General features: G+C 45.7%; 20 protein-coding genes. All 20 read left to right on the top strand.

Annotation, left to right across the window (positions count from 1 at the left end):
* The first annotated feature begins 21 nt into the window (after positions 1-21).
* The 20 genes from AS158_RS03065 to AS158_RS03160 all read left to right on the top strand — a co-directional run bounded on the left by AS158_RS03065 (position 22) and on the right by AS158_RS03160 (position 20,008).
* Positions 22-1,053, top strand: a complete 1,032-nt coding sequence (locus AS158_RS03065; protein WP_165304474.1) for a metallophosphoesterase — start codon at positions 22-24, stop codon at positions 1,051-1,053.
* On the top strand, positions 1,053-1,376 hold the full coding sequence (locus AS158_RS03070) for a V-type ATPase 116kDa subunit family protein (RefSeq protein WP_165304475.1): 324 nt from the start codon (positions 1,053-1,055) through the stop codon (positions 1,374-1,376). The genes AS158_RS03065 and AS158_RS03070 overlap by 1 nt, the downstream gene beginning before the upstream one ends.
* Before the next feature lie 4 nt (positions 1,377-1,380).
* Positions 1,381-2,421: a V-type ATPase subunit gene (locus tag AS158_RS03075; RefSeq protein WP_165304476.1), complete on the top strand. Its 1,041-nt coding sequence runs from the start codon at positions 1,381-1,383 to the stop codon at positions 2,419-2,421.
* A 5-nt stretch (positions 2,422-2,426) separates the two neighbouring features.
* Positions 2,427-4,283, top strand: a complete 1,857-nt coding sequence (locus AS158_RS03080; protein WP_012310942.1) for a V-type ATPase 116kDa subunit family protein — start codon at positions 2,427-2,429, stop codon at positions 4,281-4,283.
* Between the two features lie 14 nt (positions 4,284-4,297).
* Entirely contained in the window at positions 4,298-4,726 is a 429-nt protein-coding gene (locus AS158_RS03085; RefSeq protein ID WP_012310941.1) for an ATP synthase subunit C, read from the top strand.
* Position 4,727: 1 nt separating this feature from the next.
* Entirely contained in the window at positions 4,728-5,042 is a 315-nt protein-coding gene (locus AS158_RS03090) for a V-type ATP synthase subunit F (RefSeq protein WP_012310940.1), read from the top strand.
* Entirely contained in the window at positions 5,035-5,613 is a 579-nt protein-coding gene (locus AS158_RS03095) for a V-type ATP synthase subunit E family protein (RefSeq protein WP_038033089.1), read from the top strand. Before AS158_RS03090 ends, AS158_RS03095 begins: the two co-directional genes overlap by 8 nt.
* The gene (locus tag AS158_RS03100; RefSeq protein WP_038033090.1) at positions 5,610-7,373 is read left to right on the top strand and encodes a V-type ATP synthase subunit A; all 1,764 of its coding nucleotides are present in this window, start codon (positions 5,610-5,612) and stop codon (positions 7,371-7,373) included. The genes AS158_RS03095 and AS158_RS03100 overlap by 4 nt, the downstream gene beginning before the upstream one ends.
* A 4-nt stretch (positions 7,374-7,377) precedes the next feature.
* The gene (locus AS158_RS03105) at positions 7,378-8,760 is read left to right on the top strand and encodes a V-type ATP synthase subunit B (RefSeq protein ID WP_012310937.1); all 1,383 of its coding nucleotides are present in this window, start codon (positions 7,378-7,380) and stop codon (positions 8,758-8,760) included.
* The gene (locus tag AS158_RS03110) at positions 8,757-9,377 is read left to right on the top strand and encodes a V-type ATP synthase subunit D (RefSeq protein WP_012310936.1); all 621 of its coding nucleotides are present in this window, start codon (positions 8,757-8,759) and stop codon (positions 9,375-9,377) included. Before AS158_RS03105 ends, AS158_RS03110 begins: the two co-directional genes overlap by 4 nt.
* Complete coding sequence (locus AS158_RS03115; protein ID WP_012310935.1) at positions 9,374-10,495, top strand: alanyl-tRNA editing protein; 1,122 nt, start codon at positions 9,374-9,376, stop codon at positions 10,493-10,495. The genes AS158_RS03110 and AS158_RS03115 overlap by 4 nt, the downstream gene beginning before the upstream one ends.
* On the top strand, positions 10,486-11,280 hold the full coding sequence (locus AS158_RS03120) for a Rossmann-like and DUF2520 domain-containing protein (RefSeq protein WP_012310934.1): 795 nt from the start codon (positions 10,486-10,488) through the stop codon (positions 11,278-11,280). The genes AS158_RS03115 and AS158_RS03120 overlap by 10 nt, the downstream gene beginning before the upstream one ends.
* The gene (gene panB / locus AS158_RS03125) at positions 11,246-12,058 is read left to right on the top strand and encodes a 3-methyl-2-oxobutanoate hydroxymethyltransferase (protein WP_165304477.1); all 813 of its coding nucleotides are present in this window, start codon (positions 11,246-11,248) and stop codon (positions 12,056-12,058) included. The genes AS158_RS03120 and panB overlap by 35 nt, the downstream gene beginning before the upstream one ends.
* Complete coding sequence (locus tag AS158_RS03130) at positions 12,055-13,266, top strand: S-layer homology domain-containing protein (protein ID WP_038052351.1); 1,212 nt, start codon at positions 12,055-12,057, stop codon at positions 13,264-13,266. Before panB ends, AS158_RS03130 begins: the two co-directional genes overlap by 4 nt.
* A gap of 93 nt (positions 13,267-13,359) precedes the next feature.
* Positions 13,360-14,364: a Holliday junction branch migration DNA helicase RuvB gene (gene ruvB / locus AS158_RS03135; RefSeq protein WP_038052537.1), complete on the top strand. Its 1,005-nt coding sequence runs from the start codon at positions 13,360-13,362 to the stop codon at positions 14,362-14,364.
* Positions 14,365-14,375: 11 nt separating this feature from the next.
* Positions 14,376-15,065 (top strand): YggS family pyridoxal phosphate-dependent enzyme, encoded by a 690-nt coding sequence (locus AS158_RS03140; protein ID WP_038052349.1) that lies wholly within the window; start codon positions 14,376-14,378, stop codon positions 15,063-15,065.
* Positions 15,066-15,362 carry a YggT family protein gene (locus AS158_RS03145; protein WP_038052347.1) on the top strand — a complete coding sequence of 99 codons (297 nt, stop codon included), beginning with the start codon at positions 15,066-15,068 and terminating at the stop codon, positions 15,360-15,362.
* Positions 15,359-16,135, top strand: a complete 777-nt coding sequence (locus AS158_RS03150; protein ID WP_038052345.1) for an NAD(+) kinase — start codon at positions 15,359-15,361, stop codon at positions 16,133-16,135. Before AS158_RS03145 ends, AS158_RS03150 begins: the two co-directional genes overlap by 4 nt.
* The gene (phoU, locus tag AS158_RS03155) at positions 16,132-16,839 is read left to right on the top strand and encodes a phosphate signaling complex protein PhoU (protein WP_038052343.1); all 708 of its coding nucleotides are present in this window, start codon (positions 16,132-16,134) and stop codon (positions 16,837-16,839) included. Before AS158_RS03150 ends, phoU begins: the two co-directional genes overlap by 4 nt.
* Positions 16,823-20,008 (top strand): LptF/LptG family permease, encoded by a 3,186-nt coding sequence (locus tag AS158_RS03160; RefSeq protein WP_165304478.1) that lies wholly within the window; start codon positions 16,823-16,825, stop codon positions 20,006-20,008. The genes phoU and AS158_RS03160 overlap by 17 nt, the downstream gene beginning before the upstream one ends.
* Positions 20,009-20,013: the final 5 nt, after the last annotated feature.

Genomic DNA, 20,013 nt, shown 5'->3' on the forward strand with positions numbered 1-20,013 from the left:
TTGATAGGAATAGCAATTACCATGATCGGACTGTCCGTTTTGAAAGTTCTGGATACTTACCTGTTCGTTGTACCGGAGAAGGATCTGGTGTATCAAAACATCAGAAGTGTTGAAAAAGAAAGTTTAAAAGACGATTTCACTTTCATTGTCTTTGGTGACAACAAAAATTCCATCTCCACCTTTTCCAAACTCATAGACACGGTGAACAGAGAACAAAACACAGCATTTGCCATAAACACGGGGGATATGGTCTTCGATGGATCTCTGTTCAAGTGGGAGTTGTACCTGGAACAGCTCAGAAGATTCAAAATACCGGTTCTTCCCGTCCCGGGTAATCACGATCTCGCGGACGATCCCGGAAACTATTTGAAGATTTTCGGGCCTCTCTACTATTCCTTCCACGTGGGAAACTCATATTTCATAGTCCTCAACAACGCGAACGAGAAATATGTGGACGCGTATCAATTAGAATGGTTAAAAAAAGAACTGGAGAAATCCCAGTCTTACAGATACCGATTCGTTTTTATGCACGTACCAGTGTACGATCCACGTAAGGAAAAACAACCTGGGCATTCCATGAAGGATCTGGAAAATGCCCAAACGCTTTTGAATATCCTGAAGAAATACAACGTCACAATGGTTTTTGCCGGTCACATCCACGGTTACTTCAGGGGAGAATGGAACGGTGTGCCGTACATCATCACGGGTGGAGCAGGAGCGGAGCTTTTTGGTACCGATCCAGAGCACTACTTTTACCATTTCATAAAGGTTCATGTGTCTCCAGTTGGAGTGAACTACGAGGTAATAAAGCTTCCGACTCCCGATTTCAACATGATCGATCGAACGGTGCACACTCTGTGGATCTACACCTATTCCTTCGTGATTCAGAACTACTGGATTGTTCTGCTTGGAATGGGATTGTTCACGTTGAGCGCCATTGTTCTGTCGGGTAAAGAGCGAGAGGTGGGAGAATTTCTGATGAGAAGAAGACTCGTCAGGTTTGTGGTGAAACTCTGGGAGCTTTTTGGAAATCAAGGAAGGGGGAGAAGCTGATGGAGATCGATCTTGCAGCGATAGTGAAGAACCTTGTGGATAGAGAGAAGCATTTCAAAGAAGAGGTCAGAAAATTAGAAGAAGAGATGGAAAATGAATATAAAAAAGAGATCGAAAAGCTCAGAGAGTTCAAAGAACAACGGAAAAAATTGATAGACGAACACTACAGGGAGCTGATCGAAAACGCGAAGCTGGAGATGGGTAGAATCGAATCCAAAGCCAAAAGGGAGCAAGCGGAGCTGAGGAAACGAATGGAGGATCTGGAATCACATCTTGATGAACTCGTTAGTGAAATAGTAGATATGCTCCTGTCAGAGGAGTGATGAAATGAAGCTCATGGGTCTTTCTGCAAAAGTGAAGGCCATGAAGTCGAAAATGCTCACCAAAGAGGACTTCAGGAACCTCATGAAGACGAACAACGTGATAGAGATAGCCGATTATTTGAAACAGCACACACATTATCAGAGGTTCTTGAAAGATGTAGACGTATCGAAGATCCACAGAAGAGATCTGGAAATCCTGTTAAGGGGAGCCATTGTCCATGATCTGTACAGAATCTACTTCTATCTTCCGTACGATATAAGGAAAATCTTTTTCATGTTCGAAAAAAGATTTGAGATCGAAAACGTAAAATTCATCATTCGAATAGTCCATTCCGGATACTTCGAGAACCTCAGTGAGTCAAAACTCTATCCTCTTTACCATAAAAGTATCAATGAATCCTCGCTTCTCTCAGCAAAAAACATGGAAGAGCTCTGGAAAGTACTCGAAAAAACGGAGTATCGCGTGCCGCTGGAGAACGCTTACAGGAACTACCAGACCTCTGGAAAGGTTTACTATCTGTTGAACGCTTTGGATCTGTGGTACTTCCTAACGATGAAGAGGAAGCTAAGTGGATCTTCTTTCTGTACAGAGGGAATCAGAGATCTGTTTTACTTACAGATAGACATGACGAACATAGAATGGATATACAGAGCGCGCCTTTTGTTCAAGCTTCAACCTTCCGAAGTTCTGAATTTACTCATTCCACTCAGGGGTTTACTCGAAAGACAGCTTTTCGTGGAGCTTTCCAACGTGTCCTCTACAGAAGAATTTCTCAAAAAACTTTCTCAAACTCCGTATGGAAAGTTCTTCAAGGATGTAAAGGAAGACGATCTGCCGTTCGTTCTGGAAAGAATATGTGATCGAATACTTCTCGATAAAGCGAGGAGGCTATCAAACAATTTGCAAAACGGGTGCGATGTTGCAGGTGGTTACGTCTATATTCGTGAGTACGAATACAAAGATCTCGTGACCATCATAGAAACAAAGAGATACAGCCTGAGTTTTGAAGAAGCCAAAGGATACCTTGTGACTTTTGAGGAGTGATCTGTATGCAAGAGAAACTCAGTGCGTTCAGCATCATAGCACCTGTTGATGAATCCGAAAGATTGCTGAAAAGAATCCTCGATACGGAGAGTGTGGAAATGATTCCGCTGGAGTCTATCCTCGAAGAGGAGACCCTGAATCTTCTTAGAACCCCAGACCATACCTTTTACGATGATATTTACAGCAAGTTCATGAACCTCTACGAGATGATTGGTGAAACACCATCACCGGAACCCCAGAATGTGGACATTTCGAAAATGAATATCTCACTGAAAGATGTGAATGCGTTCATAGAAAAAGTACTTCCCGTTGTTGAAACTCTACACAGAAAAATGAACGATTTGAAGCAGGAAAGAGAAAAGAAAACGAAAGATCTCGAGATAGTTGAAAGACTTCGGATGATAGATGTGAATCTGAAAGATTTAAGAGAATCTGAATTCTTCCGATACCACTTTGGAAACATAGGTAACGATTACGTGGAAAGATTGAAAGAGAGCGTCAAAGATGAAGATGTGTTGATACTGGAAGTAGCAGTCGAGGAGGAAAAAACATGGCTTTTCGTTATCCATCGAAAGGAATTGGACTTGGAGAGCACGTTAACGACAGCCGGTTTCGTGGAGTACTCTCTCTCCGAGAGCTACTCCGGTACTCCTTCTGAAATCTCCTTACAGCTCGAAGATGAACTGAAGGTGCTGGATTCAGAAATAGAGATACTGAATTCAACCATAAGAAGGGAGTTCTACAAGAACAGACGGCTTGTGAAAAATTATTTTGAGTACATCTACATCTTGAAAAATATCCACGATCTCCTCCAAAAAACGAAATCAACGGAGAATTTCCTCGTGATCTCGGGCTGGACAACCCATCAGAACCTGGAAGAAATGAAACGATTCCTGGAATCCAATCCCCGGATGGTTCTCCTGTCGTGCCAACCGAATACGAAACCCCCAACACTCTTGAAAAACAGAGGATTTTTCAAACATTTCGAGTCCATAACACGAATGTTCGGCATACCTTCCAGTGACGAAATAGATCCCACCCCTTTTGTTGCCATAATGTTTCTGGCGTTCTTTGGAATGATGTTCGGTGATGTTGGGCACGGTCTGGTTCTGGCGCTGTTCGGCTTTGGATTGTACTGGAGATTAAAAAACGATCTTCTCTATGTAATTGGATCGGCAGGAGTATCTTCTTCTATATTCGGGATGCTTTACGGGAGCGTATTCGGCTACGAGATCATTCCTTCTATCTGGAAAAGGCCCATGGAAAACATAAACTACTTCCTCGCTTTTTCCATATATATTGGAATAGCCACCATCACGTTCGCAATGATTTTGAACATTGTCAACAATCTAAAAAATCGAGAAAAACGAGAACTACTTTTCAACCACAACGGGATACTCGGACTGCTTTTCTACTGGATCGCCGTCGTATCGGTTTTGATCTTTTTCATGAATGGGTCTTTCCCAAGGTTTGGACTCATATCCATGGGTGTCCTCGTGGGTGTTATGTATGTGTACAGTTTCATATTCACAGAAGCCCCTTTATCAGAAAGAATTGTACAGGCTTTCTTCGAAGTTTTCGAGATTCTAATAAGCTACTTCAGCAACACCCTCTCCTTTGTGAGGCTTGGAGCTTTTGCCTTGAACCACGCCGGACTTTTCCTTGCATTTTACACCATGGCAAAAATGGCAAAGAATCCTGTTGTGACGTTCGTGATACTCTTTCTTGGAAACATCATAATAATCGGTCTGGAGGGACTCGTCGTATTCATTCAGACTTTGAGGCTTGAATTTTACGAATTTTTCACAAGATTCTTCAAAGACAGTGGAAGGGAATTCAATCCAGAAAGATACAAACTCTGATTGGAGGTGTAAGCATGGTTTTTCTGGTAGCAGCGATGATTCTTGTGGTGGCAACGTTGATTGGTGGTTTTTTCCTTTCTAGGAAAACTACCAAGAAAAAAACAGCTTTTGGTATTCTTCTCGGCAACGTGGTTGCGTTTTCATTGATAGTTTTCCTCGCCGTTGTTAGCCTTTCTTCGAGCGCGTTCGCACAGAACGTCCCCACCACACAGGCTCCATCATCGCAATCTTCAAATGGCCTTGGATTGATGGCAGTTGCCCTATCCACAGGACTGGCAGCGGTTGGAGCAGGCATAGCAGTGGGAATGACAGGAGCGGCTTCAGTTGGAGCCATAAGTGAAAAACCAGAACTGCTTGGAAGAACTCTCATTTACGTTGGTCTTGCCGAAGGAATAGTTATATACGGTCTTATCGTGAGTATCATGATACTCGGGAGGTTATGAGATGAGGTTTTTCCTCATCAGTGACAACATAGACACCGCCATTGGTCTTCGGTTGGCAGGTGTTGCGGGTACAGTTGTCCACGGAAGGGAAGAAACACTGGAGGCCTTCAAAAAAGCAATAGAAGACAAAACCATTGGAATCCTCCTCGTCACAGAACTCGCCGCGAAAGAAATACCAGAAGAGATCAAATCACACAAAATTTCCGGGAAACTTCCCCTGGTATTCGTCATACCTGACAGACACGGCTGGCGAGGCGACAGGAATTTCATTACAAGATACGTGGAAGACGTGGTGGGGGTGAAGCTCAATGAATGAGATAGAGACAAAACTTGAAAATCTCTACTCCGTTTTTGAACAACGCTTGAGAGAAATTCGCGAAGAGTTGAAAGAGAAGTACGATCGACTCATTGAAGAAGAGAAGAAGCACATCGAAAAGGAACTCAAAGAGTACGAAGAGACATTGATGAGAAAAGCGGAGCTGGAGAGAAAACAGATGATAGATAGAAAAACTTCCCAGATCACGTCGGAATTGCGAAAAGAGAAACTCCTCTACAATAAGAAATTGATATCCAGAGTATTCTCATCGTTGAGAGAACGGCTTCTCAATTTGCCCATCGAAGAGAAAAAGATACTTTACAGAAAACTCTACAACGACGCTTTGAGATTGATAGAGAGCGAAGATTTTGTGATAGTCTGCAATCCTGAAGACGCCGAAATCGTTTCTGAAATAGCAGGGGACAAGAGAGTGGAAACGAGCTCAGAAGTAACTGGAGGAATCCTTTTAAAGAAGGACAGAACAATCGTTCGAAGCACCGTGGATACTTTCCTCGAAGAACGAAAAAGCGAAATATTCACCTTCATAACGAAGAAGGCAGGTGAAATATGATGCGTGTTCTGGAAATAAACGGTCCTGTTGTACGCGTTGAAAACACGGAAGGGCTGTTCATGCATGAAGTGATTTACGTTGGAAAGATGAGATTGACCGGAGAAGTGATTGCGCTGGACGAAAAAACAGCGATCGTTCAGGTCTATGAAGAAACCTCCATGCTGGAACCCGGCGAACTCGTTGAGAGAACAGGAAAGATGCTCTCGGTTGCTCTGGGACCGGGGCTCCTTGGAAACATATACGATGGAATACAGCGACCGCTGAAGGTACTTCTTGAAAGCTCGGGGCCTTTCATAGGAAGGGGAATTCAAGCCTTTGGGTTGGACACTGAAAAATTCTGGTCTGTCAATGTGCTGAAAAAAGAAGGAGATAGAGTAAGAGGAGGAGAAGTGATAGCCGAGGTCCAGGAAACGGGTAGTGTGAAGCATAAAATAATGATTCCTCCTCACATAAAAGAAGGGACCTTATTGAATGTGAAACAAAGTGGTGATTACAAAGTAACCGACACTATAGCTGTGGTGAAAACAGAAAACGGAGAAGAGGAAATAAAGCTTTACCAGGAATGGCCCGTTCGTGTCCCGAGGCCAGTGAAGAGGTTTCTGGAGCTTTCGATTCCTTTGATTACGGGACAGAGAGTCATCGACATCTTCTTTCCGATCAGCAAAGGAGGGACCGCTGCCATACCTGGAGGTTTTGGAACAGGCAAAACCATCACACAACATCAGCTGGCGAAATGGGCAGACGCAGACGTGGTCGTGTACATAGGTTGTGGAGAGCGAGGTAACGAGATGACAGAGGTTTTGGAAGAATTCCCTCACCTTCAGGATCCACGTACCGGAAAACCTCTGATGGATAGAACCGTCTTGATAGCCAACACTTCGAACATGCCTGTTTCCGCGAGAGAAGCCTCCATATACACGGGTATCACCATTGCAGAGTACTTCAGAGACATGGGTTACCACGTGGCTCTCATGGCAGATTCCACTTCCAGATGGGCTGAGGCACTGCGTGAACTCTCCGGGAGACTGGAAGAGATGCCTGTGGAGGAAGGATATCCCGCTTATCTTGCTTCCAGAATCGCTCAATTCTATGAAAGGGCCGGTCTTTGTGAGAACCTCAACGGAACCACCGGATCTGTGACCATCATAGGTGCTGTTTCACCTCCAGGTGGAGACTTCTCAGAACCGGTCACACAGCACACGAAGAGATTCGTCAGATGCTTCTGGGCTCTGGATAGAAACCTGGCGTACTCGAGACATTATCCTTCCATAAACTGGATCACGAGTTACAGTGAGTACGCTGAAGTGTTGGAAGACTGGTTCAAGGAAAATGTGAACGAGAAGTGGCCAGAATACCGTCAGGAAGCAATTGACATTCTTGTAGAAGACGATAGGCTTCAGCAGATTATAAAGATAATGGGGGAAGACGTCCTTCCAGACGATCAGAAATTAACGGTGTTGGTGGCCAGAATCATAAAGGTCGGTGTTCTACAGCAAAATGCTTTTAGTGAGGTGGACGCTTTCTGCCCTCCTGAGAAGCAGTTCAGAATTTTGAAGCTCATTGTCGATACATACCGCAGTGCACGAAAGTTCATCGAAAAATCGATTCCTGTTGGGAAAATTCTTCCACCGGAAATCGTTTCAAAGCTCTCTACGCTGAAAGAAAGCAGGAATTTCGAAGAAGAAATCGTAAAAACCGAAAAAATCATCAAAGATCATTTTGAACAGCTTGAAAAACTCTATGCAACAGGAACGAGGTGATACGATGGCTGTGAAAGAACAAACCGGCCTCTCTGAGATAAAAGGCCCAATTATGGTCATGGAAAACGTGAGCGGTGTCCGATACGATGAGGTTGTCGAAATAGTTCTGGAAAATGGAGAAAGAAGAATGGGAAGAGTCATCATAGCGAAAGAAAAAGCGGTCGTGATTCAGGTGTTCGAAGGAACTGACGGGATAGACGTTGGAAAAACGAAGGTTAGATTCCTCGGCAGACCTCTGGAAGTCAAACTCTCTCGTGATCTGCTTGGAAGGACACTCGACGGCCTCGGAAACCCAAGAGACGACCTCGGTGAGATCATTCCTGAAAAAACTATGGATATAAATGGTTCCGCGATAAATCCTGCTGCGAGGGAATATCCCAGAAATTTCATTCAGACGGGTATATCCAGTATAGATGTCCTGATGACTTTGATAAGAGGGCAGAAACTTCCCATATTCGCCGGAAACGGTCTTCCTTACAACAGGCTCGCGGTCCAGATAGCGCGTCAGGCGAAGGTGACAACAGGCGAGGAATTCGCGGTGGTCTTTGGTGCAATAGGACTGAGAAAGGACGATGCTAGTTTTGTGGTGAAGAGTCTTGAGGAAAGCGGAGCTATAAAAAACATGGTCGTGGTTCTGAATCTGGCGAACGATTCCGTGGCAGAGAGAATAGCTACTCCACGGGTAGCTCTCACGATAGCCGAGTATCTTGCCTTCGATCTCGGTATGCATGTTCTGGTCATTCTCAACGATATGACCAACTACTGCGAAGCTCTGAGAGAACTTTCAAACTACAGAGGAGAAGTACCCGGGAGAAAAGGTTACCCCGGGTATCTGTACTCAGATCTGGCTTCCATCTACGAGAGGGCTGGTATCATAAGAGGGAAGAACGGTTCGATCACTCAGATACCGATACTCACTATGCCGAACGACGACATAACGCATCCAATACCTGACCTCACCGGATACATAACAGAGGGACAGATCGTCATGTCCAGAAACCTTTTCAGCAGGGGAATATATCCTCCACTCGACGTTCTATCGTCCCTCTCGAGGCTCATGAAGGACGGAATAGGGAAAGGTTACACAAGAGAAGATCATCCGGATGTCGCTTCACAGCTCTTCTCTGCCTATTCCAGGGTGATGGAGGTAAAATCCATCGCTTCTATCGTGGGTGAAGAGGACCTGCCGGATATCGACAGACTGTATCTCAAATTCGGTGAGGAGTTTGAACACTCTTTCGTGAATCAGGGTTTTGACGAAGAAAGGACGATAGAACAATCCCTGGATCTGGCGTGGAAAACCTTATCGATCCTTCCGAAAAATGAACTCACGAGGATCAAAGAGGAACACATAGAGAAGTACTACAGAGAAGGTGAAAAAACGTGAGTGTGGCTCCAACCCGCGGCAACCTGATCGCTCTGAAAGAACGTCTTTCCTTAGCACTTCAGGGATACGATCTTCTGGAAAGAAAACGAACGGTCATCATGAGGGAACTTGTGAGCCTCATAGAAGAAGCAAGGAAACTTCAGGAGGAATTGCTCAAGGTCTTCGAAAAAGCTTACCGTTCCCTTCAGAGAGCTAATCTGGACCTGGGAATAGAGAGTGTGGAAGAATACGCCAGCGGGATTTCTGAGTTCAGCGCTCTGAAGATCGTTTTCAGAAGTGTCATGGGAGTTGAGGTACCTGAGATGGAAATAGAAGGTTTCGATACGGAAATACCTTACGAGATTTACAGCACAAACGCAGCTCTCGATCAGGCCTATCTCGCCTTCAGGAAAGCGCTCGAGCTGGTAGCAAAAGTTGCGGTGATTGAGAACAAGGTCTATAGACTGGCTTACGAGGCAAAAAAAGTGAAGAAAAGGGTCAATGCTCTGGAGAACGTGGTGATCCCCCAGCTCAAAGAAACGATAAAATACATTCAGGATACCCTCGAAGAACAAGAAAGAGAAGAGTTCTTCAAGATCAAGCGATTGAAAGAAAGGGTGCAGGTTGGAAGAAGATGACTGCGGGTAGAATAAGAATAGACGAGGTTATAAAAGATGGTGAGAAAATCATCGCCGTTTCGAGAACAAGCCCTTTCTATACAGACGGAAAGGGTGGACAGCTTGGTGATAGAGGAAAGATCGGTCCTGCAAATGTTCTGAAGGTGAAGGAAAAGAATGGATACATCCTTCATTATCTGGATGCTCATCTCGAACCGGGTGAGTACGAGTACGAAATAGACCTTGCCAGGAGAAAAGACATCGCCTGTCAGCACACCGCTCAGCACATCCTCTCAGCCGCTTTTCTGAAAGTGGCCGATCTTGAAACGGTGAGTTTCCTCATGGGAGAGAGGGTCTCCACCATAGATCTGAACGCTCCGTTCGTTCTCGAAGATGTTCTGGAAGAAGCTGAGGATCTGGCCAACGAAGTGGTGAGAAGCTGTGAGAGAGTTGAAATTCTCGAGATAGAAAAAGAAGAAGCAGAGAAAATGAACCTCAGAAAACTGCCCAATGTGGAAGGAAAAGTCAGAGTGGTGAAGATAGGAGATTTCGATGTCACCGCCTGCGGAGGGTTTCATGTAGAAAACACTGGAGAAATCGGTCTGATAAAGATCGTGGACACGGAGAAGGTGAAGAAGGTGCTAACAAGGATCTATTTCGTTGCAGGCGATCGAGCCCTGAAAGATTACAGAGAAAAAGATAAACTCTTGAAGTCACTCTCCAGAGTGCTGACCACATCCACAAAGGAACTCCTGAAGAGAGCAGAGAACCTTCTCGAAGAAGTCAAAGAGAAGAGTGCAAAGCTCGACAAACTGTCGGAAAAGTACGCCGAGATTCTCTCAAAAGTAGCAGAACCAGAAAAGATCGGAAAGTACTATCTGTATCACTTCTCTGGAACTCCAGAGGAAATGAAGTACTTACCCAAGTTCCTCGCAGATCGCAAAGACACAATCGTTCTTTTAGAGCATCCTGACCGGGTAGAGATCGTTTCGAACTGGATAGATTGCAGAAAGATCTTCGAGAAATTGAAAGAACAGTTGAACATAGAAGGCGGATCGAGCCAGAAGAGGGCTGTGATAACAGCAAACTCCACTTCGAGAATCGTTGAAAAATTGAGGGAGATATTGAAATGGTTCTGAACTTTGTGGGCACCGGAACCCTCACGAGGTTTTTTCTTGAGTGTTTGAAAGATCGGTGTGAAATAGGATACATCCTGTCCCGCAGTATAGATAAGGCTCGAAACCTTGCTGAAGTTTACGGGGGAAAAGCTGCCACGATAGAAAAGCACCCTGAGTTGAACGGTGTGGTCTTCGTTATCGTCCCGGACAGATACATAGAAACGGTGGCGAACCACTTGAATCTCGGAGACGCTGTTTTGGTACATTGTTCTGGATTTCTCTCGTCGGAGATTTTCAAAAAGAGTGGAAGAGCATCGATCCACCCGAACTTTTCTTTTTCCAGCCTCGAAAAAGCCCTTGAAATGAAAGACCAGATCGTCTTTGGATTGGAAGGAGACGAAAGAGGTCTCGCGGTTGTGAAAAAAATCGCAGAAGAGATCTCCGGAAGGTACTTCGTGATCCCTTCGGAAAAAAAGAAAGCTTACCATCTCGCCGCTGTCATCGCTTCGAATTTCCCGGTGGCACTTGCCTATCTTTCAAAGAGGATATACACTCTTCTTGGTCTGGATGAACCGGAACTCCTCATTCACACCCTGATGAAAGGTGTGGCGGACAACATAAAGAAGATGAGAGTGGAATGTTCTCTGACAGGCCCTGTGAAAAGAGGAGACTGGCAGGTGGTAGAGGAAGAGCGCAGGGAGTACGAAAGGATCTTCGGAAACACCGTGCTCTACGATGAGATTGTGAAGCTGCTCAGGGAGGTGGCAGAAAGTGAACGTCGAGAAGCTCAAGAAGATGAAAGGTAAGGAAAAGATCGTGATGGTCACCGCGTACGATGCTCCCAGCGCCAGAATCGCGAGAGATGCCGGCATAGATGTCATTCTCGTTGGAGACTCCCTTGGAAACAACGTTCTCGGGTACGAAAACACGATTCCCGTAACTATGGAAGAAATGCTGATACACGTGGCAGCCGTGAAAAGGGGAGCCCCAGACGCTTTCATAGTAGCAGACATGCCTTTCCTTTCCTACCAGACTTCCGTGGAAAAAGCCGTGGAGAACGCTGGGAAGTTCTTGAAGGTCGGTGCGAATGCCGTGAAAATAGAGGGTGGAGAGGAATTCGGTGAGCTCGTTCAAAAACTGGTCGAAAGTGGAATACCAGTGATGGGTCACATAGGTCTCACGCCTCAATTCGTGAACCGTTTCGGTGGTTACAGAGTCCAAGGAAAAACGGAAAAAAACAGAGAATACCTCTTGAGAAGCGCCAAAGAACTTGAAAAGAGGGGGGCTTTTGCCATCGTTCTGGAGCTCATCGTCGAGGAAGTCGCTAAGGAGATCACAGAAAGTGTCTCCATTCCAACCATTGGTATCGGTTCAGGTCGTTTCTGCGATGGCCAGGTACTCGTCTGGCATGACCTTCTCGGCCTGAATCCGGACTTTGTGCCTCGCTTTTCCAAGAAATACGCGAATCTGTACGAAGTCATATTGAAAGCTCTGCAAGATTTCAGAAGAGAGGTAAAAGAAGGTCTGTTTCCCACCGAAGAACATTCGTTCACAGATAAATCCAAAGGAGGTGTGTCTTCATGAGGAAGCTTCTGGTGTTTGTTCTGATGCTTGGAGCTCTCGTCGGAATCTCGCAGCAGTTCAAGGACGTTCCCGTGAACCACTGGGCCTACGAGGCAGTAACAGAGATGTCGAAACTCGGCGTTATCACCGGAATGCCCGACGGTACGTTCCAGGGTAACTCCTACCTCACGAGGTACCAGGCAGCGGTGGCGTTCTACAGGCTCTACAACATACTCAAACAACCCTCCACTGACGTTTCTGGGCTGATAAACAAAGTTTCTACTCTCGAGGATCTCGTCAGTACCGCTTTGATGAAGGTTCAGAACCTCTCCGATAATTTCGGGGGAGTGACGTCCGATCTCGAAACCCTCAAGAACGACGTGGCGAACCTGAAATCCACTCTTGTTGACCTCAAAAACCTCAGAGTCGAAGTCATGAGCCAGGTTCAAGGTCAGTCAGATAAAATCCAGAATATAGATGCCAAAGTGAACGAGGTGTTTTCGAAAATCGCCGCTCTCGAATCCAAACTTTCGGGAGACTTCGTGGACAAAGATTACGTCGACGGCAAGATCGCACAGACCGTCTCAAAACTGAACGATCTTGAAGGAAGACTGTCCGCTGTTGAGACGAAAGCGACGAACCTTGAAGCGCTCATGAAGAACTCCGAAGCTTCTCTTAAAGATTACGTGGAAAAAACTCTCAAATCTTACACAGCCACACTCGACCAGAAACTCTCCGAACTCTCTACCAGCATCGAGAAAAACAACACCGCTCTGTCTGGAGAGATAGGAAACCTCAAAGTGCTCGTCTCCAAACTCCAGAGTGACCTTGAAACCCAGCAGAAGACGGCAAGAGCTCTCGATGCACGTGTGAGCGTTCTCGAGGGTCAGATCACAACTGTGAACAGCCGTGTTGAGAGTCTGGAAAAGAGAGTTTCTCAGGTAGAGTCAGCAGTTGACAAGGTGAATTCACTAGAAAGAAACTTGGGAGCAGTCACAGCAAGAGTCACCAAAGTCGAAGAAGAAGTCAAGAATCTCAATCAGAGTAACGCAGAGCTCTCCCAGAAAGTCGATGAGGTCGTTTCTTCGAAACCATGGATGGAAGATGTGAACAGCGTGAGTGCCACCCTCAGCAAGAAGATTTCCGACGTTCAGACCATGGCCCTTGCGGGTGTTGCCATCGGAATCGTCGGTGTAATAATTGGTTTTGTGATGGGAAGTAATAAATGAACTTCCTCAGAGAAGAAAAGGGGGCGAAAGCCCCCTTTTTTGTTTGGATGGTATAATTTTCTCAGGAAAGAAGAAAACAGAAGAGGTGGAAAGGTGAGTGAATTTCTCACACCTGAAAGAACCGTTTACGACTCCGGTGTGCAGTTTCTAAGACCCAAAAGCCTCGATGAATTCATCGGTCAGGAAAACGTGAAAAAGAAGCTTTCCCTCGCTCTCGAAGCCGCAAAGATGAGGGGAGAGATACTCGACCACGTCCTCCTCGCAGGACCACCGGGACTTGGAAAAACGACCCTCGCACACATAATCGCCAGTGAACTCCAGACGAACATCCATGTTACAAGCGGACCGGTTCTTGTGAAGCAGGGAGACATGGCCGCTATCCTCACAAGTCTGGAACGGGGAGATGTTCTCTTCATAGACGAAATACACCGATTGAACAAGGCCGTGGAAGAACTCCTCTATTCCGCTATCGAGGACTTCCAGATAGACATCATGATCGGAAAGGGCCCGAGCGCGAAATCCATCAGAATAGACGTTCAGCCCTTTACGCTCGTTGGTGCCACGACTCGGAGTGGTTTGTTGAGTTCTCCCCTCAGAAGCAGGTTCGGTATCATCCTCGAACTGGACTTCTACACTGTGAAGGAACTGAAAGAGATTATAAAAAGGGCGGCAAACCTGATGGATGTTGAGATAGAAGACACAGCGGCAGAGATGATAGCGAAAAGATCGAGAGGCACACCAAGAATTGCTATAAGACTCACAAAGAGAGTGAGGGACATGCTCACGGTGGTAAAGGCAGACAGAATCGACACCGATATCGTCTTGAAGACCATGGAAGTTCTGAACATAGACGACGAAGGACTGGACGAGTTCGACAGGAAGATCCTGAAGACGATCATTGAGATTTACAAAGGGGGACCTGTCGGATTGAACGCTCTCGCCGCTTCACTCGGTGTGGAAGCGGACACCTTGAGCGAAGTTTATGAGCCCTACCTCCTCCAGGCAGGATTCCTTGCCAGAACTCCAAGGGGAAGGGTCGTCACTGAAAAGGCTTACAAACACTTGAAGTACGAAGTCCCAGAAAACCGTCTTTTCTGAGGTGGTCTCCCATGGGATTGAAAGAGAACCTCGAAAGAGTTTTCAACAGGATGAAGAACGCCGCTCTTCGAGCAAACAGGGATCCCTCCGAAGTGAGACTCGTAGTTGCTTCGAAATACGCCAGTGTTCAAGAAATGGAAAAACTCGTGTCTTTTGGTGTCAGAGAGTTCGGAGAAAACAGAGCACAGGATCTCGTTAGAAAGAGTGAATACTTCAAGGGCAAACCCATCATCTGGCATTTCATTGGAAGAATACAGACGAACAAGGTGAAATACATCGTTCCAAGATGTGAACTGATCCACTCTGTCTGGAGAGAAGAAGAGTTGAAAGAAATAGAAAAAAGGGCAGAAAAACTTGGGAAAATTCAGAAGATTCTGCTTGAGGTGAATGTCTTCAAAGAAGAAACGAAGGCCGGACTTCTGGTTGAAGAAATCGAGGGGTTCCTGAAACTCTGTCAGAAATTCCCACACATTGAAGTTCTCGGTTTCATGACCATGGCTCCCTACACTGAAGATCCTGAAGAAGTGCGGTGGGGCTTCAGAACCCTCAGAGAGCTGAGAGACGAGCTCGCTGACAAATTCAGCGGGAACGTAAAACTCAAGGAACTATCCATGGGAATGAGCAACGACTTCGAAGTAGCGATAGAAGAAGGAGCAACCATGGTGAGAATTGGAAGTGTCATATTCGAGGGAGGGAAGTGAATGTTCGTGATAGCCAATCTGCTCAGATCGATCGCGGTGGTCCTGAGAACGTTCATATACGTGGAAATCGTGTCCATCGTTGTTTCTTCGATTCTCAGCTGGATTGTGCCTTATTATTACCATCCTGCAAGAAGGTTCTTTGATGCTCTATCTTCGATTGTTTTGAATCCCATTCGACGTGTTGTGCCTCCAATAGGTTCTGTGGATATATCCCCTATGATCGCCATCTTCATTCTCATGTTCCTGGACGGTTTTCTCGTACAAACCCTCTTCGATCTGGCGGTGAGACTTTCATGAAAATAGCCATCCTCTATAGAGAAGAGCGAGAAAAAGAGAGCAAATTCCTGAAAGAGAAGATCTCAAAAGAGCACGAAGTAGTCGAGTTCGGTGAAGCGAACGTTCCTGGAAGAATTGCAGCAGATTTGATAGTGGTGGTTGGAGGAGACGGAACCGTACTCAAGGCGGCAAAAAAAGCGGCCGATGGAACACCGATGGTGGGGTTCAAGGCGGGCAGACTGGGATTTCTCACATCCTACACCCTCGATGAGATAGATCGATTTCTCGAGGATCTCAGAAGCTGGAACTTTCGAGAAGAAACAAGATGGTTCATCCAGATCGAAAGCGAACTCGGAAACCATCTCGCACTGAACGACGTCACCCTTGAGCGCGATTTGAGTGGAAAGATGGTCGAAATAGAGGTTGAGGTGGAGCATCACTCTTCCATGTGGTTCTTCGCAGACGGCGTGGTGATTTCCACGCCGACAGGTTCCACGGCGTACTCTCTTTCCATAGGAGGGCCCATAATATTCCCAGAGTGCGAGGTGCTGGAGATCTCTCCCATCGCACCCCAATTCTTTCTCACCAGAAGCGTTGTGATACCCTCGAATTTCAAAGTGGTGGTTGAAGCCCAGAGAGGTATAAACATGCTGGTAGATGGTGTCCTGACGGGAAAAACAAAGCGAATCGAAGTAAGGAAATCCGGAAGATACGTCAGGATCCTGAGGCCTCCTGAATACGATTACGTAACGGTTATAAGAGACAAACTCGGCTATGGGAGGCGTATCGAGTGAACAGACTTTTGAACGAAAAGGTAGAAGAATTCAAGAAAGGTGTTCTCAAGGCAGGATGGTTCATAGAGAAGATGTTCAGAAACTCCATATCTTCACTCGTTGAAAGAAACGAATCGCTCGCCAGGGAAGTGATCGCAGATGAAGAGGTTGTCGATCAGATGGAAGTGGAAATCCAGGAAAAGGCCATGGAGATGCTCGGCCTCTTTTCTCCTATAGGAAAACCCCTTCTAACAGTAACAGCTGGTATAAGGGTGGCAGAACTCATCGAAAACATAGCCGATAAATGTCATGACATTGCAAAAAATGTCCTTGAACTCATGGAAGAACCGCCTTTGAAGCCTCTCGAAGACATTCCAGCCATGGCGAATCAAACGTCAGAAATGTTGAAATTCGCTCTCAGAATGTTCGCTGATGTGAACGTGGAAAGGTCTTTCGAAGTTTGCAGGATGGATTCGAAGGTCGATGACCTGTATGAAAAGGTCCGTGAGGAGCTCCTGCTCTACATGATGGAATCACCCAAATATGTGAAAAGGGCTCTCCTCCTTCTTGAGATAGCCGGTAACATAGAGGTCATAGCCGATTACGCCACCAACATCGTGGAAGTCTCCGTTTACATGGTTCAGGGGGAGGCTTACAAGTGCTACCACGACGAGCTCCTTCTCTTCAAAAAATCCGGAGGGGTGCTCTTTGAAAGTTCTGATTAAATATCTCTTGAAACTTTCTGTCATCCCGTTCCTGATCGGTCTTGGTGGTTTCATCGTCTTCGTCAGTCTCGAGATTCTCTACCAGCTCTCCGATCTGATAGTGAGGCACAGGGTGGGAATAGCAAAACTCTTTCTCATGCTGTACTACTACCTCCCTTACTTTGTCGCCATGGGTGTTCCCGTTGGTGTGCTCCTCGCCATTTTCTGGACGTTTTCCCGCCTTTCCGAGGAAAGAGAACTCATGGCCATCCAGGTTCACGGAATCTCCCAGAAAAATCTGATCGTTCCCTTTCTGATTCTTGGGGCTTTTCTCTCCATCGCGGTCTTCTTCCTCAGCGATCAAATCGTTCCTGAGTATCAATCAAAAGCAGAAGAAGCGATGTCAAAGTACGTTCTGAAAAAACCCGAGGTTTTTGTCATTGAAAACGTCATCTCAAAGATAGGAGACGACCAGTACTTCTACGTGGAAAAATACGACGAGAGAACGAGCACAATGTGGAACGTGGTTATCTTCAGATACGGGCGTGAAGAAACAATAGTCACTGCAAAAAGGGTTCAGAAAAAAAACAACGACTGGTACCTTTTCGATGGAAGGTACTACACCGTCGATAAAGATGGTTTCTTGAAACTCGACGTGCATTTTTCTGAGATGAAACTGGACATCACGGAGGACGTAGAAAAACTCCTTCGTGTGGGAAAAACACCGAAAGAGATGACGGGAAGGGAACTCAAGGAAAAGATAGAATTCTTCAAAAAAGTGGGAGTGAAACCTTCTCCCTGGATCGTAGAGCTTCACAGCAGATACGCGAACGCTCTGACACCAATAGTGATAGTGCTCGTTGGAGTGCCGCTCTCTCTTCTCTTTCAGCTGAGAAGCAAATCCTGGGGTGTGATCTTCACCTTCGTACTCGTTGTTCTTTATCAGGGAAGCGGAGCGTGGCTCAGTGCCATGGGAAAGGAAAATCTTCTTGATCCTGTACTCGCACCGTGGATACCAAACATCGTGTTCACGATAGTTGGAACTCTCCTGTTTATCCTTCTCGATACCTTTCTCGCTTACAGAATCACAGAATTTCTCTCGAGACTGTTTTTCGTCGTCTTTATCCTCGTCGTTTCTTCTCTTTTTTCATCACAGGTTGTCATAGTGTCCGATCGAATGGAAAGGTTTCCAGAGGAAATGATCTTTCATGGAAATGTTGAAATAGCCTACAAAGATATGACTGTCCAGGCGAGCGAAGCCACAGTTCAGCTCACCGAAGAAGGAAAAGCGAAAAAACTCGAAGCTTCAGGCGGAGTGATATACAGAAAAGCCGATACGATTCTGATGAGTGAACGTTTGATCTTCTATCTAGAAAACGAAAAAAGTGTCCTTACTCACATACGGGGAAGCACTGTTCTCGAAATAGAAAAAGAAAAGAAGAAAATTTATCTGTCCAGCGAAGAGCTCACTTCTGAGGGATCAAAAACGACTATGGAAATGGGTTCTATCTCTACTTGCTCGGAAACCCCACCCCATTACAAACTCAAAGCCAGATACATAGAAATAAAAGAGAACGACTACCTCTTGGCAAAGGATGTGGTCTTCTATCTTCTGGAGATACCGCTGTTTTATCAACCCATCTTTTTCACTTCTCTATCCGACAAACCGCAACCGTTCTCCGTTGAAGTGGGCGTGGGGAATAATCCTTACCTGAAAACCTCCTACAACGTGTCTTACCCCTCTGGACTCCTGTATTTTTCAACCAAAAGTGTACTGAATGGAGAATTATCGAAGGAACTCAACTGGAATCACAAGGTGGGAAACTGGTCTTTGAATCTGGACTACAAAGAATCGACATCCCACAGCGTTCTGGTAAAGTTCTTCGACAGCAAGAACACCTTCCTTTTCTCACAGAAAAACGAAGAGAGAGTATACCAGTTCGAAAGAAAAGAGAAGATTCTGAACGGAAGCCTTGACGTGATTCTCAAAAAAGAATCGGATGGCAAAGACAGTTACATATTCCCACGAGTAACTGTGAAAAAAGTGACCGTCAAAACGGATGTAGGAACTTTTTCTGTGGACAGTTTCAACCACGAAACGCGTATGGATGATCAGGAAAAGAGAAACTCCGGGTCGGTGAGTCTTTCTTTTCGTTCCGTTCCCTTCTTGCTTTTTCAGTCCGTGAGCGTCAGTACCACTGGAAAGTACTTGTTTGAAAACCAAAACCTCGACGAACGAACGAGTTACCTCAAGACAGACTCCATATGGGACTTTCGGAATCTTTCCCTCGGAAAGTTCCTCATACTGGATGATAAAATATACGCTGGCGTGTACAGATCGAACGAAGACGGCTACCGTGTCGGAAATCTGTTCACAACCACACTCAGAGTACCCGTGGGGCCTTTCTCTTTTGAGAGTTACTACAAGCTTTTCACGGTTTCTGGGAAAAACCTCAGAAAGTTTTACCAAAATGAGGCAAAAAACGAGATCGATTTGAAAGCCGCACTCTCTTACGGAAACTTCGAATCTTCTCTGGAGACAACCTACGATTTCCTTGACAAGGAGTTCTCGGATCCGTATCTCAAAGCCTCTTACTCGTTCAAAACAGGAGAGATCACTCACACCGTGAACTCCACAACCCGATTCGTTTTGGATGAGATCAGCAGAAGTTACACCAGCTGGAACTTCCAGCAGAGAATGGGAGCTTTTTTGAACAGATTCTATTTCACCTACTACTACAGAGAACCACACATCAAGTACATTGAGGATCAGATGAGGATATACGGAAAGAGTTTCCTTTTCATGGAAAATCCGCAAATAACGGCGTATACAAAGCTGAACGTTGATCCCTTTGAACTGGATAAATTCTGGATACGTGGGACGTTTAAAAAAGGAGAGTCCACTCACTCTTTGAAAATGAGTTATTCCAGCGACAACCTGGAATTTTCTTATCAGACAAAGAATGGTGATCCGGTGCTGGAAATATCTTTTTCCTTGAAAGACTGGAATGTGGAAAAATTTTCTCTGTCCATCGAAAAGGCACTGCACTGTCTTGGAACGAAGGTCTCAGCTTCATTCGGCAGGAATTTCACTCTCGAAAGTTTCTCCATTCTTTTCTTCATAAGAGATTTCCCGAACAGCGGTATTGGTTTCGACACGGAAGAAGGGATAGGGCTCAACGTTTTTTGAGAGGT

It is taken from the genome of Thermotoga sp. 38H-to (assembly GCF_011057665.1).
Classification (GTDB): Bacteria; Thermotogota; Thermotogae; order Thermotogales; family Thermotogaceae; genus Thermotoga.

Excerpts from the sequence above, each read along its gene's own strand:
- AS158_RS03065 (WP_165304474.1), top strand. The coding sequence starts at position 22 with ATGATCGGACTGTCCGTTTTGAAAGTTCTGGATACTTACCTGTTCGTT.
- AS158_RS03070 (WP_165304475.1), top strand. The coding sequence starts at position 1,053 with ATGGAGATCGATCTTGCAGCGATAGTGAAGAACCTTGTGGATAGAGAG.
- AS158_RS03075 (WP_165304476.1), top strand. The coding sequence starts at position 1,381 with ATGAAGCTCATGGGTCTTTCTGCAAAAGTGAAGGCCATGAAGTCGAAA.
- AS158_RS03080 (WP_012310942.1), top strand. The coding sequence starts at position 2,427 with ATGCAAGAGAAACTCAGTGCGTTCAGCATCATAGCACCTGTTGATGAA.
- AS158_RS03085 (WP_012310941.1), top strand. The coding sequence starts at position 4,298 with ATGGTTTTTCTGGTAGCAGCGATGATTCTTGTGGTGGCAACGTTGATT.
- AS158_RS03090 (WP_012310940.1), top strand. The coding sequence starts at position 4,728 with ATGAGGTTTTTCCTCATCAGTGACAACATAGACACCGCCATTGGTCTT.
- AS158_RS03095 (WP_038033089.1), top strand. The coding sequence starts at position 5,035 with ATGAATGAGATAGAGACAAAACTTGAAAATCTCTACTCCGTTTTTGAA.
- AS158_RS03100 (WP_038033090.1), top strand. The coding sequence starts at position 5,610 with ATGATGCGTGTTCTGGAAATAAACGGTCCTGTTGTACGCGTTGAAAAC.
- AS158_RS03105 (WP_012310937.1), top strand. The coding sequence starts at position 7,378 with ATGGCTGTGAAAGAACAAACCGGCCTCTCTGAGATAAAAGGCCCAATT.
- AS158_RS03115 (WP_012310935.1), top strand. The coding sequence starts at position 9,374 with ATGACTGCGGGTAGAATAAGAATAGACGAGGTTATAAAAGATGGTGAG.
- AS158_RS03120 (WP_012310934.1), top strand. The coding sequence starts at position 10,486 with ATGGTTCTGAACTTTGTGGGCACCGGAACCCTCACGAGGTTTTTTCTT.
- AS158_RS03130 (WP_038052351.1), top strand. The coding sequence starts at position 12,055 with ATGAGGAAGCTTCTGGTGTTTGTTCTGATGCTTGGAGCTCTCGTCGGA.
- AS158_RS03140 (WP_038052349.1), top strand. The coding sequence starts at position 14,376 with ATGGGATTGAAAGAGAACCTCGAAAGAGTTTTCAACAGGATGAAGAAC.
- AS158_RS03145 (WP_038052347.1), top strand. The coding sequence starts at position 15,066 with ATGTTCGTGATAGCCAATCTGCTCAGATCGATCGCGGTGGTCCTGAGA.
- AS158_RS03150 (WP_038052345.1), top strand. The coding sequence starts at position 15,359 with ATGAAAATAGCCATCCTCTATAGAGAAGAGCGAGAAAAAGAGAGCAAA.